Annotated in this window: 14 protein-coding genes; 11 read left to right on the plus strand and 3 right to left on the minus strand. The window is 69.9% G+C overall.

Annotated features, from left to right (window positions below; all coding sequences use genetic code 11):
- Positions 1-12: 12 nt before the first annotated feature.
- Positions 13-1,218 (minus strand): MFS transporter, encoded by a 1,206-nt coding sequence (locus tag ACFU7D_RS11000; RefSeq protein ID WP_378866894.1) that lies wholly within the window; start codon positions 1,216-1,218, stop codon positions 13-15.
- Positions 1,219-1,292: 74 nt separating this feature from the next.
- Here ACFU7D_RS11000 and ACFU7D_RS11005 point away from each other — a divergent pair, with 74 nt between their 5' ends.
- The 10 genes from ACFU7D_RS11005 to ACFU7D_RS11050 all read left to right on the plus strand — a co-directional run bounded on the left by ACFU7D_RS11005 (position 1,293) and on the right by ACFU7D_RS11050 (position 13,059).
- Complete coding sequence (locus tag ACFU7D_RS11005; protein WP_378866897.1) at positions 1,293-2,495, plus strand: heparan-alpha-glucosaminide N-acetyltransferase domain-containing protein; 1,203 nt, start codon at positions 1,293-1,295, stop codon at positions 2,493-2,495.
- Between the two features lie 9 nt (positions 2,496-2,504).
- Entirely contained in the window at positions 2,505-3,101 is a 597-nt protein-coding gene (locus tag ACFU7D_RS11010) for a TetR/AcrR family transcriptional regulator (protein WP_378725330.1), read from the plus strand.
- 45 nt (positions 3,102-3,146) lie between these two features.
- On the plus strand, positions 3,147-3,860 hold the full coding sequence (gene ccmA / locus ACFU7D_RS11015) for a heme ABC exporter ATP-binding protein CcmA (protein ID WP_378866900.1): 714 nt from the start codon (positions 3,147-3,149) through the stop codon (positions 3,858-3,860).
- Complete coding sequence (locus tag ACFU7D_RS11020) at positions 3,857-4,594, plus strand: ABC transporter permease (RefSeq protein ID WP_378866903.1); 738 nt, start codon at positions 3,857-3,859, stop codon at positions 4,592-4,594. Before ccmA ends, ACFU7D_RS11020 begins: the two co-directional genes overlap by 4 nt.
- A gap of 256 nt (positions 4,595-4,850) precedes the next feature.
- Complete coding sequence (locus ACFU7D_RS11025; protein ID WP_378866906.1) at positions 4,851-6,890, plus strand: molybdopterin oxidoreductase family protein; 2,040 nt, start codon at positions 4,851-4,853, stop codon at positions 6,888-6,890.
- Positions 6,887-8,293 carry an FAD-dependent oxidoreductase gene (locus tag ACFU7D_RS11030; RefSeq protein WP_378866909.1) on the plus strand — a complete coding sequence of 469 codons (1,407 nt, stop codon included), beginning with the start codon at positions 6,887-6,889 and terminating at the stop codon, positions 8,291-8,293. The genes ACFU7D_RS11025 and ACFU7D_RS11030 overlap by 4 nt, the downstream gene beginning before the upstream one ends.
- Positions 8,290-10,884 carry a nitrite reductase large subunit NirB gene (gene nirB / locus ACFU7D_RS11035; protein WP_378866912.1) on the plus strand — a complete coding sequence of 865 codons (2,595 nt, stop codon included), beginning with the start codon at positions 8,290-8,292 and terminating at the stop codon, positions 10,882-10,884. Before ACFU7D_RS11030 ends, nirB begins: the two co-directional genes overlap by 4 nt.
- The gene (nirD, locus tag ACFU7D_RS11040) at positions 10,881-11,225 is read left to right on the plus strand and encodes a nitrite reductase small subunit NirD (RefSeq protein WP_378866915.1); all 345 of its coding nucleotides are present in this window, start codon (positions 10,881-10,883) and stop codon (positions 11,223-11,225) included. Before nirB ends, nirD begins: the two co-directional genes overlap by 4 nt.
- 41 nt (positions 11,226-11,266) lie before the next feature.
- On the plus strand, positions 11,267-12,382 hold the full coding sequence (locus ACFU7D_RS11045; protein ID WP_378725318.1) for a uroporphyrinogen-III synthase: 1,116 nt from the start codon (positions 11,267-11,269) through the stop codon (positions 12,380-12,382).
- The gene (locus ACFU7D_RS11050) at positions 12,379-13,059 is read left to right on the plus strand and encodes a sirohydrochlorin chelatase (RefSeq protein WP_378866920.1); all 681 of its coding nucleotides are present in this window, start codon (positions 12,379-12,381) and stop codon (positions 13,057-13,059) included. Before ACFU7D_RS11045 ends, ACFU7D_RS11050 begins: the two co-directional genes overlap by 4 nt.
- A gap of 142 nt (positions 13,060-13,201) precedes the next feature.
- Here ACFU7D_RS11050 and argJ read toward each other — a convergent pair whose 3' ends face one another.
- Positions 13,202-14,350 carry a bifunctional glutamate N-acetyltransferase/amino-acid acetyltransferase ArgJ gene (gene argJ / locus ACFU7D_RS11055; protein WP_378866923.1) on the minus strand — a complete coding sequence of 383 codons (1,149 nt, stop codon included), beginning with the start codon at positions 14,348-14,350 and terminating at the stop codon, positions 13,202-13,204.
- Positions 14,351-14,387: 37 nt separating this feature from the next.
- A complete protein-coding gene (locus ACFU7D_RS11060; RefSeq protein ID WP_378725312.1) occupies positions 14,388-14,849 on the minus strand; it encodes a hypothetical protein in 462 nt (153 codons plus the stop codon).
- Positions 14,850-15,181: 332 nt separating this feature from the next.
- On the opposite strand from ACFU7D_RS11060, the gene ACFU7D_RS11065 reads away from it, so the two are divergent.
- Positions 15,182-17,023, plus strand: a complete 1,842-nt coding sequence (locus ACFU7D_RS11065) for a phosphoenolpyruvate carboxykinase (GTP) (RefSeq protein WP_378866926.1) — start codon at positions 15,182-15,184, stop codon at positions 17,021-17,023.
- Positions 17,024-17,038: the final 15 nt, after the last annotated feature.

Raw genomic sequence — 17,038 nt, forward strand, 5'->3', positions numbered from 1 at the left:
CGACGGTGAGCTTCAGTCGTGGGCGGCGAGCCAGGACCAGGTGAGCGAGGTCAGGGCGAGGGCGAGGACGGCGGTGGCGACGCCCCACCAGCCGACGACGTACGCGTAGCCGAGCAGCCACCCGAAGAGGCTCGAGCCGCCGTAGTAGAAGAGGTTGTAGAGGGCGCTGGCCTGGGCCTTCCCGACCCGCGCACGGGCGCCGACCCAGCCGCTGGCGACGCCGTGGGCACCGAAGAAGCCGGTGGTGAGTACGACGAGGCCGGTCAGGACCATCGCGAGGTTGTCGGGGAAGGTCATCACGACGCCGACGATCGTGATGACGACGCAGGTCAGCATGACCTTTCGCCGCCCGTGGGTGGCGGCCATCCGACCCGCGACCGATGAGGAGACGGTGCCGCCGAGATAGGCGAAGAAGATCTGGCTCGAGATCGCCACCGGCAGCCCGAAGGGCTCGCGTTCGAGGCGGAACCCCAGATAGTTGTACGTCGCCACGAACCCGCCCATCAGCAGCGCTGCCTGGCCGTAGAGGACGAGCATGCCCGGGTCGCGGAGGTTGGCCAGCACTCCCTCGCGTACCGATGTGGTCGGCCTGCCGGCCGGTCGGACCCAGCCCTGCGCGCGTGGGATCAGGGTGATCGCGATGATCGCGGCGATCGCCGAGAGGACGCCGCCGGCGGTGACGCCCAGGCGCCAGCCGCCGAGGTCGGCGAACGGGCCGGTGATGACGCGGCCGAGGAGGCCGCCGACGGTGGTGCCGGAGATGTAGATGGCCGCGGCGAGGCTGACGTGGCGTACGTGGATCTCCTCGGCCAGATAGGCGACCGCGAGGGCGGGTACGCCGCCGAGCGCGAGACCTTCGAGGCTGCGCAGGACGAGCAGCGTGCTGAAGCCGGGGGCGAGCGGGGTGAGCAGGCCGAGGACGAGGGAGATCGAGAGCGCGATCTTCATCGCCGGCGCCCGGCCGATGCGGTCGGCGACCCACGACCAGCCGAGGACGCTGACCGCGAGGCCGAGGGTCGCGGTGGAGACGGTGAGTGCGGCGGAGGCCTCGTTGACCTCGAGCGCGTGCGCGACGGTGGGGAGGATGCCCTGGGTGGAGTACATCTGCCCGAACGTGGCGATCCCGGCGGCGAAGAGGCCGATCAGGATCCGGCGATAGCCGCTGCTGCCGGCATCGTGCCCGACCCATGGGCGGGTCAGGGAGGCATCGACGGACATCGTTCTCACGGTAAAGCAGGTGTTGTGGGTGGGTGAAGCCACGGCGTACGTGAGATATCTCTACTCTGGGGGCGATGTCCGCGCCGACGGATCGGTTGTCCGATCGCCTCTCGACGCGCCTCGTCGGCGTCGACGTGGCGCGGTGCCTGGCGTTGCTGGGGATGATGGCGACGCATGTGCTCGACCCGGTCGACGCGTCCGGGGAGCTGACCAGGATCCAGGCCGTCGCCGGGGGCCGGTCCGCGGCGCTCTTCGCGGTGCTCGCCGGGGTCAGCCTGGCGCTGATGACCGGACGTCAGACGCCGGTGCGGGGGCAGGTGCTCGCGTCACGGTCGCTGGGGCTGGTCGCGCGGGCCGTGCTGATCGCTGCCCTCGGGCTGGTGCTCGGGTCGCTCGGCACCAACATCGCGATCATCCTGACCTACTACGGGATGCTGTTCCTGCTCGCCATCCCGTTCCTCGGGCTGCGGGCGCGGTGGTTGTGGCTTCTCGGCGTGGTCTGGATCGTCGTCGGGCCGCTGTTGTCGCAGGTCATCCGTCCGTTGCTGCCGCCGCGGCAGTTCGCCAGCCCGGAGCCGTCCCAGCTGCTGGAGCCGGGCCGGCTGCTCGCCGAGCTGCTCTTCACCGGCTACTACCCGGCCGTCCCATGGCTGGCCTACGTGCTGATCGGGATGGCCATCGGCCGGCTCGACCTGCGCAACCGGCTCGTGGTCTCGATGCTCTGGACGGGCGGCGTCATCATCTCCGTCTCGGCCACCTGGCTGTCGGGACAGCTGACCCGGTTGCCGTCGGTGGCCGAGGTGCTGCTGCGGAGCTATCCCGGGACGGACATCGACGGGGCGCTGACCGCGATGAGCCAGGGTCTCTACGGGCAGACGCCGGTCGACGGCGGCTGGCAATGGCTGCTGGTCGTGGCGCCCCACTCGACCACGCCGTTCGACCTGGCGCAGACCATCGGCAGCTCGATGTTCGTCATCGGGGCGTGCCAGATGATCGCGCTGCGGCTGCCGGACCGGTGGCGCACCGGGATGGCGGTGCTGTTCGGTGCCGGCACGATGACCCTCACCCTCTACACGCTGCACGTGGTGATGAAGACCGATGCCGTCTGGCCGCGGGAGACGCCCGACACGTACGTCTTCCACGTGCTGGTCGTGATGACGATCGGCGCGCTCGTCACCGCGTGGGGTCGTACCGGACCGCTCGAATGGCTCGTCGGCCGGCCGGCCGCGTGGCTGCGCCGGACGGAGCCTCGCCCCGAGCTGTCGTCGTCGGGTTAGCGTGCTTCCATGAGCACCACGGCGCCGCGGCGAGGGCGCAGACCCGGTTCGCCGGACACGCGCGCGGCGATCCTGGCGGTGGCGCGGCAGCGCTTCGCGCAGCAGGGGTACGCCGCGACCTCCGTCCGCGGGATCGCGACCGCCGCCGGTGTCGATTCCGCTCTGGTGCACCACTACTTCGGCACCAAGGAGGATCTCTTCGTCGCCTCGCTGGAGCTGCGGGTCGACCCGCGCGTGATCGCGCCGACGATCACCGCCGAAGGGCGGGACCGTGCGGGGGAGCGCCTGGTGCGGCTGCTGCTGAGCGTCTGGGACGACGAGGAGTCGCGGCTCCCGCTGATGGCGTTGGTGCGCAGCATCTTCGAGCCGGAGGGGAAGGCGCTGGTGCCGGAGGCGTTCGGCCGGCTGATCCTGGGGCCGGTGAGCGAGGCCCTCGACCTCGATGAGCCGGAGCGGCGGATGGCCCTGGTCGGCTCGCAGCTCGTCGGGATCGTCGTGCTGCGCTATGTCGCTCAGATCGAGCCGCTCGCCTCGGCGCCTGCGGAGACGCTGGTGGCGACGTACGCACCGGTGGTCCAGGGCTATCTGACCGGGCCTTTGCCCTAGTGCCTCTTGTGCGGGGGCGCCTGTCGTGGGACATTTCATCATGTGATGAATAACGTGGTTGAGGTGTCCGGCCTCCAGGTCGTACGCGGGAAGCGCGAGGTCCTCCACGGCCTCGACTTCTCCGTGCGGGCAGGTGAGGTGACCGGGCTGCTCGGGCCGTCGGGGTGCGGCAAGACGACGTTGATGCGGGCACTGGTCGGCGTCCAGGCGAAGGTGACGGGGACGTTGACCGTTCACGGCGAGCCCGCGGGGTCCTCGTCGTTGCGCTCGCGGATCGGCTACGTCACGCAGGCGTCCAGCGTCTACGACGACCTGACGGTCACCGAGAACCTCCGGTTCTTCGCGAAGGTGCTCGGCGCGCCCTCCTCGTCGGTGGCGGAGGCGATCGAGACGGTCGACCTGGTCTCCCATGCCGACCAGGTCGTACGCGATCTCTCCGGCGGCCAGCGCTCGCGCGTCTCGCTCGCGGCCGCGCTGCTCGGCTCGCCGTCGCTGCTGGTCCTCGATGAGCCGACGGTCGGGCTCGACCCGGTGCTGCGCGAGCAGCTGTGGGGCACCTTCCGCGACCTGGCCGCCGCGGGTGCGGCGGTCATCGTCTCCAGCCATGTGATGGACGAGGCCGATCGATGCGACCGGCTGCTGCTGATGCGCGAGGGCGTGATCCTCGCCGACGGCAGCCCGACCGAGATCAAGCAGAAGGCGAACGCGGACGACATCGAGCACGCCTTCCTGACGTTGGTGAAGGAGGCGGCGGCATGAGCCTGCGACGAACCCTGGCCGTGGCGGGACGGGTGCTCGCCCAGATCCGGCGGGACCACCGCACCCTGGTGATGCTGGTCGTCCTCCCGACGCTGCTGATGACGTTGCTGTGGTGGATGTACGAGGACTCGCCCGCGCCGATCTTCGACCGGATCGGCCCGGCCCTGCTGGCGATCTTCCCGTTCATCGTGATGTTCCTGGTCACCTCGGTGACCACGCTGCGCGAACGCTCCTCGGGGACGCTCGAACGGCTGCTGGCGATGCCGCTGGGCAAGGGCGACTTCCTGCTCGGCTATGCGCTGGCGTTCGGGCTGCTCGCCGCGGTCCAGTCCGGCGTGGCGGTCGGGGTCAGCGTGGGCCTGCTCGGGCTGGAGATCAGCGGGTCGGTCGCTCTGCTCGTGGTCGTCGCGATCGTCGACGCCGTCCTCGGCACCGCGCTCGGGCTGCTCGTCTCGGCCTTCGCCACCACCGAGTTCCAGGCCGTGCAGTTCATGCCGGCGATCGTCGTTCCGCAGATCCTGCTCTGCGGCCTGCTCGTACCGCGCGAGTCGCTGCCGACGGTCCTGGAGGCCATCTCCGACGTCCTCCCGCTCTCCTACGCCGTCGATGCGATGACCCACCTCGTCACCTCCACCGACACCGGCGAGGTCTGGACCGACCTGGCCGTCGTCGCCGGCTTCGTCGTGGCCGGCCTCGCCCTCGGCTCGGCGACGCTGCGGCGGCGTACTCCCTAACTGCCGAGTCCGCACTTGTGGATGCCGAGACTGCAGTTGTGGGTGACGAAGCTCTACTTTCGTCGCCCACAACTGCAGTCTCGCCCGCCAGAACTACACACTCGGCGCCCAGAACTACAGATTCGGCGGGGACGAGTGGGTTTGTGAGGTGGTGAGAGGAAGTTGACGGAAGGGGTACGGGGAGCCGATCGGGGCGAAACCTTGACGCCGGAAGGTAGAGGTCGCCAGTCCCCGACCCGAAACGGTGTGAGTACGCGTGACCGACACCCACTGTCCTTACTGCAGCTTGCAGTGCGGGATGACCCTTTCGCGCAAAGGGCCCCGTCTGGAGGTCAGTGAGCGGTCGTTCCCGGTGAACGAGGGTGCGTTGTGCCGCAAGGGGTGGACGGCGGCGGGGCTGCGCGGCAGCCGCGAGCGGCTCACCACGCCGATGGTGCGCGACCGGGCGACGGGGGAGTGGAGCGCGGCGACCTGGGACGAGGCCCTCGATCTGGTCGCCTCGACGCTCTCCGACCTGCGGGAGACCCACGGCGCCGACGCCAACGCCCTCTTCGGTGGCGGCGGGCTGACCAACGAGAAGGCGTACCAGCTCGGGAAGTTCGCCCGGGTCGCCCTCGGCACCTCCCAGATCGACTACAACGGCCGCTGGTGCATGTCCTCGGCGGCGTCGGCCGGCAACCAGGCCTTCGGCGTCGACCGCGGGCTGCCGTTCCCGCTGGCCGACATCGAGAAGACCGACCTCTGCGTGCTCGTCGGCTCCAACCTCGCCGAGACGATGCCGCCGGCGGCCCGCCACCTCGACCGGCTGCGCGAGAACGGCGGCAAGGTCGTCGTCATCGACCCGCGGCTGACCCCGACCGGTGAGCGCGCCGACCTCTTCCTCCAGCCGGTACCCGGCACCGATCTGCCCCTCGCGCTCGGTGTCCTGCACCTGCTCGACGCGGCCGGCGCGGTCGACGAGGATTACGTCGCCGAGCGGACCACGGGCTTCGAGGACGTACGCCGCTCCGTGGCCGCCTGGTGGCCGGAGATGGTCGAGCGGGTGACCGGGGTCGAGGCGAGCCAGGTGCGTGAGCTCGCCGCCTTTCTGGCGAACGCGGAGAAGGTGACGGTCCTGACCGCGCGCGGCGCCGAGCAGCATGCCCAGGGCACCGCCACCGTCCTGGCCTGGCTCAACGTCGCGCTGGCGCTCGGCATGCCCGGGAAGGCGTACGCCGGCTACGGCTGCCTGACCGGCCAGGGCAACGGCCAGGGTGGCCGCGAGCACGGCCAGAAGGCCGATCAGCTTCCCGGCTACCGGATGATCGACGACCCCGCGGCCCGCGCGCACGTCGCCGGCGTCTGGGGTGTCGAGCCCGACTCCATCCCCGGCAAGGGCCGCTCCGCGTACGAGCTGCTCGACGCGCTCGGCACCCCCGAGGGCCCCAAGAGCCTGCTCGTGTTCGGCTCCAACATCGTCGTCTCCGCCCCCAACGCCAACCACATCGCCTCCCGCCTCGCGGACCTCGACCTGCTGGTCGTCGCCGACATGGTGATGAGCGAGACCGCCGCGCTGGCGGACGTGGTCCTGCCGGTGACCCAGTGGGCCGAGGAGACCGGCACCATGACCAACCTCGAGGGCCGGGTCATCCTGCGCAACCAGGCGATCAGCGCCCCGGACGGGGTCAAGAACGACCTCGACATCATCGCCGGCCTGGCCACCCGGCTGAATGCCGCCTCGACCTGGTCCACCGACCCGGCCACGATCTTCGAAGAGCTCCGCGCGGCCTCGAAGGGCGGCAAGGCCGACTACAGCGGCATCACCTATGACCGGATCCGCGACGAGGACGGCGTCTTCTGGCCCTGCCCGGAGGGCAGCGAGGGCACCCCGCGGATGTTCGCCGAGGACTTCTTCCACGCCGACGGCCGGGCCCGCTTCATCGACGTCGCCCACCGTGGCCCGGCCGCGGCGCCGACCGCCGACTACCCGCTCCACCTGACCACCGGCCGGGTGCTCGCGCAGTACCAGTCCGGTGCCCAGACCCGGCGGATCAAGGACCTTCCCGACGAGGGCGCCTTCGTCGAGCTCCACCCGCTGCTGGCCGGCCGGGTCGGCGCCCACGACGGCGACCCGGTGGTGGTCAGAACTCCCCGCGGCGAGATGAAGGCGCCCGCGCGGATCGTCACCACGATCCGCCCGGACACGGTCTTCGTACCGTTCCACTGGGTCGGCGCCAACAAGCTCACCAACGACGCCCTCGACCCCTCCAGCCGGATGCCTGAGTTCAAGGTCTGCGCCGCGGCGGTGAGCGCATGAACAGGATCGTCATCATCGGCGGCGGCATGGCCGCGGCGCGCCTGGTCGAGGGACTGGTCGCGCACGGCCTCGGCCCGCAGACGACCGTGCTCGCGGAGGAGCAGCACGCTCCGTACAACCGGATCCTGCTCTCCGCCGTGCTCGAGGGCACCCACCGTCCCGGGGCGCTCGCGCTGCGCGAGAAGCAGTGGTACGCCGACAGGGGAGTCGACCTCCGCCTGGACAGCCTCGTCGTGGACATCCACCGGGACACCAAGACGGTCGAGCTCGCTGACCGGACGCGCATCCCCTACGACGCGGTGGTGCTGGCGACCGGCGCCATCCCGAGCCTGCCGCCGATCCGTGGTGTGGTGCGGATGGACGGCTCGCTGGACCCGCGGGTGCAGGCGTTCCGCAGCCTCGACGACTGTGCGCGACTGCTCGACACCTTGCACGACCACCCGCGCAGCGCGGTGATCGTCGGGGGCGGCCTGCTCGGCCTCCAGGTCGCCCGCGCTCTGGCGGTCCGCGGCATCGAGACCGAGATCGTCGAGGGCCGCGACCACCTGCTCAGCAGCCAGGTCGATGCCTCGGCCGGCAAGGTGCTGAAGCGGTCGATGGCCAAGCTCGGCACCCAGGTCTACCTCGGTGCGCGCGCGACCCGGCTGACCGACGAGGGCCTCAAGCTCGACAACGGCTACACCCTCGAGACCGACCTGGTGGTGCTCACCGCCGGTGGCCGTCCGCGCGCCAACCTCGCCCGCCGCGCCGAGCTCACCGTCAACCGCGGCATCGTCGTCGACGACCAGCTCCGCAGCATCGACGACCCGGACGTCTACGCGATCGGCGACTGCGCCGAGCACAACGCAACGACCACCGGCTTCGTCAGCCCGGCCTGGGAGCAGGCCGGCGTTCTGGCCGACGTCCTCGCCGGCGACCAGGCGGCCTACCAGGGGCACCGCGTCGTCGCCCGCCTGCGCGCCACCGACCTCGACGTCTGCGTCCTCGGCTCCCCGGAGGACGAGGCGGGGGAGGTCGTCGAGATCGCCAACCCGATCAAGGGCACCCACCGCAAGCTCGTCGTACGCGACGGCCGCATCGTCGCCGGTGCCCTCGTCGGCGACCTGAGCCGGGTCGGCCTGATCACCCAGGCCTTCGACCGGCAGACGGTCCTCGGCGAGCACGAGGCCGGGCAGCTGCTGCTGCCCGAGCCCTCCAACAGTCCCCGCCCGGAGCTCCCCGACGACGCGGAGGTCTGCGCCTGCGCCGGTGTCAGCGCCGGCCGGATCCGGGCGTGCCGGTCCCTCGAGGACGTACGCGACACCACCCGTGCCACCACCGGATGCGGCGGCTGCGCGCCGACCGTACGTCTTCTTCTCGCCTCAAGCCCTAAAAAGCGCTCAGTGGAAGGAATCCCGTCATGAGCCCTCACCTCCGCAAGAAGGTCGTCGTCGTCGGCCACGGCATGGTCGGTCACCGCTTCGTGACCGCCGCGATCGAGCGCGGTCTCACCGAGACCCACGACATCGTGGTGTTCGGCGAGGAGCCGCGCCCGGCGTACGACCGGGTCGCCCTCACCAGCTTCTTCGAGGTCGGCGCCGAGGCACTCTCCTTCCTCCCCTCCGGCGTCTACGAGGACCCGCGGGTCACCCTGCGCACCAGCACGAGCGTGGTCGAGATCGACCCCGCCGCCCAGACGGTGATGCTCGCCGACGGCGAGGAGATGGCGTACGACGAGCTGGTGCTCGCCACCGGAGCGGCGCCGTTCGTGCCGCCGGTGCCGGGCTCGGAGCTCGGGAACGTCTTCGTCTACCGCACCATCGAGGATCTCGAGGCGATCCGCGAGGCCGCCAGGACGGCGACGGCCGGGGCCGTGATCGGCGGTGGTCTGCTCGGTCTGGAGGCCGCCAACGCGCTGCACCAGCTCGGGGTCAAGACCCACGTCGTCGAGATGAACCCGCGGCTGATGTCCGTGCAGATCGACGAGGCCGGCGGTCGCGTGCTCGGCCGGCACATCTCCGACCTCGGTCTCACCGTCCACACCGGCGTGATGACCGAGTCGGCCCTCCCGTCGGTGGTCGACGAGGACGAGTCCGGCGCGGTCGACGGCAAGGTCAGCGCGCTGAAGTTCAAGGACGTCGAGGAGCCCCTGCCGGTCGACATGATCGTCTTCTCGGCCGGAATCCGTCCCCGCGACGCCCTCGCCCGGGCGGCCGGCCTGGACCTGGCCGAGCGCGGCGGCGTACTCGTCGACGAGCAGTGCCGGTCCTCCGACCCGCACGTGTGGGCGGTCGGCGAGTGCGCCGCGCCCGGCGGGAAGATGTACGGCCTGGTGGCACCCGGCTACGACATGGCCGAGGTCGTCGCCGACGCCCTCCTGGGTGGCCAGGGCACCTTCGCCGGTGCCGACATGTCGACGAAGCTGAAGCTGCTCGGGGTCGACGTGGCGAGCTTCGGCGACGCGCACGGCACCACCCCGGACTGCCTGGAGCTCACCTACTCCGACGCCGTCGCCGGCGTCTACAAGAAGCTGGTGATCAGCGAGGACGGCACCCGGCTGCTCGGCGGCGTGCTGGTCGGTGATGCGAGCGCGTACGGCCTGCTCCGCCCCATGGTGGCGTCAGGCATGGAGCTTCCGGAGAACCCGGAGGAGCTGATCCTCCCCCAGTCCACGGGCGGTGGGGGAGGGATCCAGCTTCCGCCGGAGGCGCAGATCTGCTCGTGCAACAACGTCACCCGCGGTGACATCGAGGCGGCCGTCGACGGCGGCTGCGAGAGCGCTGCCGACGTCACCAAGACCACCAAGGCCGGGAGCACGTGTGGCTCCTGCAAGGTGCAGGTGAAGAAGATCGTCGAGGACTACTTCACCGCTCAGGGCAAGACCGTCGACACGAGCCTGTGCGAGCACTTCGCGATGACCCGCGCCGAGCTCTTCGACGTGGTCCTGATCCACGGTTACAAGACCTTCGACCAGATCATCGAGGCCCACGGCACCGGCCGCGGCTGCGACCTGTGCAAGCCCGCGGTCGCGTCGATCCTGGCCAGCCAGCTCAACGGCCACGTCCTGGCCAAGGAGAACCGCAAGCTCCAGGACACCAACGACGCCTACCTGGCCAACCTCCAGAAGAACGGCTCCTACTCCGTCGTCCCGCGCATCCCTGGTGGCGAGATCACCCCCGAGGGCCTGATCGTGATCGGCGAGGTGGCCAAGGACTTCGGCCTCTACACCAAGATCACCGGCGGCCAGCGCATCGACATGTTCGGCGCCCGGATGGAGGACCTGCCGGCGATCTGGAAGCGCCTGGTCGACGCCGGGTTCGAGTCCGGCCATGCCTATGGCAAGTCGCTCAGAACCGTGAAGTCCTGCGTCGGCTCCACCTGGTGCCGCTACGGCGTCCAGGACTCCGTCGGCCTCGCGATCATGCTGGAGACCCGCTACCGCGGGCTGCGTTCGCCGCACAAGCTCAAGGGTGGCGTCTCCGGGTGCGCCCGCGAGTGCGCGGAGGCCCGTGGCAAGGACTTCGGTGTCATCGCCACCGAGAAGGGCTGGAACCTGTACGTCGGGGGCAACGGTGGCGCCATCCCGGCCCACGCCCAGCTGCTCGCCGGTGACCTGAGCACCGAGGAGCTGGTCAGCTACCTCGACCGCTTCCTCATGTACTACGTACGCACCGCCGACCGCCTCCAGCGCACCTCGACCTGGATCGACTCCCTCGACGGCGGCCTGGACCGGGTCCGCGAGGTCGTGGTCGACGACGTCCTCGGCCTGGGCACCGAGCTCGAGGCCGCGATGGCCACGCACGTCGACGGCTACTTCGACGAGTGGAAGGCGACCATCGAGGACCCGGAGAAGCTGAAGCGGTTCGTCTCCTTCGTCAACGCCCCCGAGATCCCGGACCCCAACATCTCCTTCGGATCCACGCGCGGCCAGATCGTCCCGGACGTCGCGGACGCCCCGGTCTCGCTCGGTGCCACCATCCCCGTCGGCATGCCCACCTTGGAGGAGTCGCGATGACCCAGACTCAGACCGTGACGTACATCTCCGTGTGCCGTCTCGAGGACATCGACCCCGAGACCGGCGTCGCCGCACTGATCCGGGGCGAGGCGGTGGCCGTCTTCCGCACCCTGGACGACCGGGTCTTCGCGCTGTCCAACTACGACCCCTACGGCCACGCCTCGGTCCTCGCCCGCGGGATCCTCGGAACGCGCGGCGACGTGCCGTTCGTCGCCTCGCCGCTGCTCAAGCAGCCGTTCTCGCTCGAGAGCGGTCAGTGCCTCGACGATCCGTCGGTATCGGTCGCGACCTACGAGGTCGACGTCGTCGACGGAGAGATCCGGGTCGGCGCCCGGCGATGACGAACGCGGCACAAATGGTCCAGGAGACCTACGATTCGGATGTGGACAGTGGCGCGCTGAGCGGCTTCCGTGTCGGCGTGACCGCGGCGCGGAAGGCCGAGGAGCAGATCAACCTGCTCGAGAGGCGGGGAGCGCATGTGGTGTGGGCCCCCGCGCTCTCCGTCGACCCCAACCGGGTCGACGCCGGTGCGCTGCGCGCGGTAACCGAGCAGATCATCGGCCAGCGGATCGACATGTTCCTGGCCACGACCGGCATCGGAATGCGCACCTGGTTCGACGCCGCCGAGGAGTGGGGGCTGCTCGACCGGCTCCTGGAGACGCTCGGCGGCGCCGAGATCCTCGCGCGCGGGCCGAAGTCGGTCGGCGCGCTCCGGCGGCGTGGCCTGCGCGAGCTGTGGGCACCGGAGTCGGAGGAGTTCGACGACGTCCTGGAGCACCTGCGCGGGCGTGATTTGAGCGGCAAGCGGATCGTGGTGCAGGAGCACGGGCAGTCGCTGTCGATGGTCGCGCACGCGCTGACCCGGCAGGGCGCCGAGGTCATCAACGTGGTCGTCTACCGGGTCGAGTCCGCCTCCGACCCGGAGCCGATGTTCCGGCTGGTGGAGACGCTGGCCGACGGTGAGCTGGACGCGGTCACCTTCACCTCCGCGCCCGCCGTGGCCGCGTTCATGCAGGTCGCCGGCTCCGTCGGCCTGCGCGACGAGGCCGTGGCGGCGTTCCAGGCCGATGTGGTCGCCGCCTGCGTCGGCCCGGTCACCGCGGCCGCCTTCGAGATGTGGGGCGTACCGACCATGGTCCCCGACCGTTCCCGCACCGCGGCCATGGTCAAGATGCTCGAGACCGAGCTGCCGCTGCGGCGCGAGGGCCTCCTCATCGAGCTCGCCGGCGGCCACCAGCTGCTGCTGCACGACGACGCGGTGATCCTCGACGGTGCCGAGGTGAAGCTCTCCCCGGCGCCCGCAGCGGTCCTCGGTGCGCTCGTCGCCAACCCCGGCAACGTCGTCTCCCGGCAGGCACTGCTCGCCATGCTCCCCTCCGGCACCGCCGGCTCCGAGCACGCGGTCGAGATGGCGGTCGCGCGCCTCCGCTCCGCCCTGGGGACAAAGACGATCCAGACCGTCGTGAAGCGCGGCTACCGCCTGGCGGTGGCCGGATGAGGCTCGTCGTCGCCGCCCACGGCACCCGTCAGCTGCTCGGCAACGCCGTCGCCTCGATCATCGCCAAGCGCGCCGGTCGTGTGCTGGGGATGGAGTCGAAGGCTGCGTACGTCGAGCTCTGCGAGCCGCTCCTGACCGACGTTCTGGCCGACGGCCAGCCGTCCGTCGTCGTCCCGTTGCTGCTCTCGACCGGCTATCACATCAAGGTCGACCTGCCACAGGCCGCCGAAGGGCTGCCGGTGGCGATGGGCCGCGCGCTCGGCCCGGATCCGCTGCTCGCCGCTGCGCAGGTCTCGCGGCTGGTCGCCGCGGGTGTTTCGCCCGGTCATCCGGTGGTTCTGGTCGCCGCCGGCTCCAACGACCCGTCGGCCCGCGCCGACATCGCCGCGGCCGGTCTGATGCTGGCCGAGGCCTGGGGCGGTCCCGTCCGGGTCGCCACCGTGTCCGGCTCCGGCGCTCCGGCCCTCGACGAGGTCGTACGCCCCGGCGACGCCGTCTCGCCCTACCTGCTCGCCCCCGGCTTCTTCTCCGACCTGGTCCGTTCCCGCTCCGAAGCCGCCGGCGCCGAGGTCGTCGCCGACGTCATCGGCCCCCACCCCGACGTGGTCGAGCTGGTCGTACGCCGCGCCGCGGCCCTCCTTGCCGCCGAGGAGGGCGAGCAGTCCCAGGTCGGCTAGCCGCCTCGCGGCCGTGCGTGGATGCTGACCGAGGTACCTCGGTCAGCATCCACTTCCTTCGCGGAGTTCCACGAGGGAAGTGAGTGTTCACCGAGTTACCTCGGTGAACATCCAACCCGACTGCCCAACCGGCAGGACCTGGTCAGGTCGTGTAGTCGGCGTTGATGCGGATGTAGCCGTCGGTGAGGTCGCAGCCGTAGACGGTGAACTCGCCCGAGGCGATGCCGAGGTCGACCTCGATCGAGACTTCATCGCCAGACAGATAAGTCGACAAATCTGCCAATAGATTTGCCGAGACCTGGGCGGGGTAGGTCTCGGTGCCACCGAAGGCGATGCGGACGTGCTCGGGGGAGATGTCGGTCTCCTCGCGGAGCTTGCCGATGGCCATCGCGACGCGGCCCCAGTTGGGGTCGGCGCCGTGGACGGCGGTCTTGACCAGGGGCGAGTTGACGATCGCCTTGCCGACCCGCTTGGCCTGGGCGTCATCGCGGGCGCCGCTGACCGCGACCGTGATCAGCTTGGACGCGCCCTCACCGTCGGAGGCGATCTTCTTGACCAGCGCGAGCGCGGCGTCGTAGAGCGCAGCCTCGAACTCACCCAGGTCGACGGCGCCGGCCGTTCCGGAGGCGAAGATCGCGGCGGTGTCGGAGGTCGAGGTGTCGGTGTCGATCGAGACGGCGTTGTAGGTGCGGTCGACGACCCGGCGGAAGGCTGCGTCGAGCTCGGCGGCGGGCACCGCGGCGTCGGTGAAGAAGTAGGTCAGCATCGTGGCCATGTCGGGCTCGAGCATCCCGACGCCCTTCGCGATCCCCGTGATGGTCGCCCCACCAGCGGTCCGGGTCTCGATCTTGGCGATCGTGTCGGTCGTCATGATGGCGGCCGCGGCGGCATCGAAGTCTGCGTCGGCGCCGGTCCCGGCGAGCTTCTCGAGCGCGGGCGTGAGCACATCCATCGGGTACTGCACGCCGATCACGCCCGTCGAGGCGACCAGCAGCTCCTCGGGGCGGACGCCGACGACCTCGGCCGCCAGGCGGCGTACCTCCAGGGCGTTGGCCTCGCCCGTCGGACCCGTCGCCACGTTGGCGTTCTTCGAGATGGTCACCATCCCCCGGAACGCGGCGAGGTCCGAGGCTCTGGAGAGCAGCACCGAGGCGCCGGCGAAGCGGGATCGGGTGAAGACCGCTGCGCTCGTGACCGGGCCCGAGGGGGCGGCGACGACGGCGAAGTCGTCAGCGCCCTCCTTGAGGCCGAGGTTGGCGGTGACTCCTACGAATCCGGCTGGTCCATGCATGCGGACAGCCTAGAACCAGTCCGCCGCGACCCACGCCCTATGTCCGCAACCACGCGAACGCGGCGGCTTCCAGGATCATCCAGGATCGAAGTACGCGGCCCACGAACGTGATCGCGACGAAGAGCATCAGGTTGGCCTTGAGCGTGCCGTAGACCACGGCCAGGATCGCCAGCGGAGGAAGCCCGCTCAGCGCGGCCACCGCGAGCAACCCGCCGGCGTAGGCGGGTCGGCCCTGCGTACGCCGCTCCCACTTCTCCATCCGCTGCTGCCACTTCTCGCACGCCATCTTCTTGCGGACGAAGGGGAGGGAGGCGCCGCCGTGGCCCGCGTAGTACCAGACGACCTTGGAGCTGGTCTGGCCGAGTCCCGCCACCAGAGCGAGCACCAGGGCGGAGAAGGTCAGGTTCGAGGCCGCCACCGCGAGGTAGGTCTCGAAGTTGATGACGGGGAAGAGCCCTCCGGTGAAGGAGGCGGCGAAGGTCCCGAGAATGAGGTCCATCAGGCGACCTCTGGACCGCTCAGGAATTGAAACAATTCAACGTCAATGTGTTGGGGGATCACCCGCGAAACCTTAGATGTAATCCGTGTCACGATGCGACATCGGCGTCACATCCACATTACGGACCGCTCACCGAAATGAGGCGTTTCTCACTTAAACATGGGGGTCACAAGGGTCTCAGGACCGGCTATCGGAACATCGCCTGCGGTTGGATCGATCAATTGTCCAGGCCCGTGATCGATGACCCACTCTGGTGCACGGTACCCCGGTTGGAGGCCTCTTCAACTGGGGTAACGTGCCTGCAATCGGCGAAACTTTTGAAGGGTGTCGGAATGGTTGACGTGGACAAGGTCCTCGATGAGGCGGGGCTGACGAATCCTCATGTTCGGGAGTACGTCTCCTACTGGGCAGGGGTGACCGGAGCCGAGCAGATCGAGGTTGTCAGCGCAGCCGACGACGAGCGGCTCCTCCAGGAGTCCCTGGCAGCGGGCGAGCTTCTTCCCGTCACGGGCGGCCGCTACTACAGCCGTTCCTACAGCAAGGACACCGCGCGCTCCGAGGAGCGCACCGTGGTCGCCACCTCCAACCCGGAGGACAAGGGCGTCTACAACAACTGGAAGCCCGCCGAGGAGACCGTCAAGACGCTCACCGAGCGGATGACCGGCGCCTCCAAGGGCAAGACGATGTACGTCATCCCCTACCTGATGGCTCCCGCCGGCTCGCCGCTCGAGGCCTACGCCGCCGGCGTCGAGCTCACCGACAGCCGCCCGGTCGTGCAGCAGATGATCCGGATGGCGCGCGTCGGCATCGACTACATCAACGACCTCGCCGACCCGAGCTCCTTCGTCCGTGCGGTGCACGTGACCGGTGACCTGCCCAACCTCGGCCAGGGCACCGACAAGGACCAGCGTCTGTTCGCGACGGTCGCCGACCAGCGTACGATCCTCCACTTCGGCTCCTCCTACGGCGGCAACGCGCTGCTGGGCAAGATCGCCCACGGTCTGCGCCAGGCCTGCTACGACGGTCGCGCCTCCGGCAAGTTCCTGGCCGAGCAGTTCCTGCTGCTGGGCATCAAGGACAAGGAGACCGGCGAGCAGTTCCACGTCGTCGGTGGCTTCCCTTCGGCCTCCGGCAAGACCAACCTCTCGATGACCTTCACGCCGGACGCGCTTGGCGACCGCTACCAGGTCAGCTTCTACGGTGACGACATCGCCTGGATCTGGGTCGGCGAGGACGGCAAGCTCTACGCCTTCAACCCGGAGAACGGTGTCTTCGGTGTCGCCAAGGACACCAACGAGGGCTCCAACCCCGGCGCCATCGCCGGTATCGAAGAGGGCTCCGGCGCGATCTTCACCAACGTCGCCTACAACGAGAAGACCCAGGAAGTCTGGTGGGAGGGCAAGACCAAGCACCACCCCGACGACCTCGACGGCTGGATCGACTGGAAGGGCGAGAAGATCGCCAACCGGATCGCCGACGAGCTGGGCGACCCGTGGGCCCACCCCAACTCCCGCTTCACGATCCCGATCTCGCGTGTGCCCAACGCTGCGGCCGACTACGACGCCCCGGCCGGCGTGCCGGTCGACGCGATCATCTTCGGCGGGCGCACCCGTGACCGCGAGCCGCTGATCCGCGCGATCGGCGACGTCGCCGAGGGTGTGTACGACGGCCTGACGCTGGGCGCCGAGGCGACCTTCGCCGCCGAGGGTGTCGAGGGTCAGCTGCGTTACGACCCGATGTCGATGCGGCCGTTCCTTGCTTACGAGGAGGGCGACTACGCCCGCCACTGGCTGAACATCATCAACGCGGCCACCGAGAAGCCGATCTTCGCCCACGTCAACTGGTTCCAGCGCGACCCGGAGGACGGTCACTTCCTGTGGCCCGGATTCCGTGAGAACGTGCGGGCGCTGCTGTGGCTGCAGGCCTTCCAGAAGGGCGAGGTCAAGGGCCAGGAGACCGCCGTCGGCGTGATCCCGACCCAGGAGGAGCTCGACCTGCGCGGCCTCGACCTGCCGCAGGAGGACCTCGACCGCATCCTCAACATCGATGTCGAGCGTTGGAAGCAGGAGATGGGCTTCCGCGAGGAGCACCTCAAGCAGTTCAAGCTGCCGGAGGAGATCTGGGAGGCGCACCGGCGCGTCGCTGCTGCCATCGACGAGGCCGCTCAGGCCTGATCGAGACCACAGCCG

The organism is Nocardioides sp. NPDC057577 (assembly GCF_042801335.1).
GTDB lineage: Bacteria > Actinomycetota > Actinomycetes > Propionibacteriales > Nocardioidaceae > Nocardioides.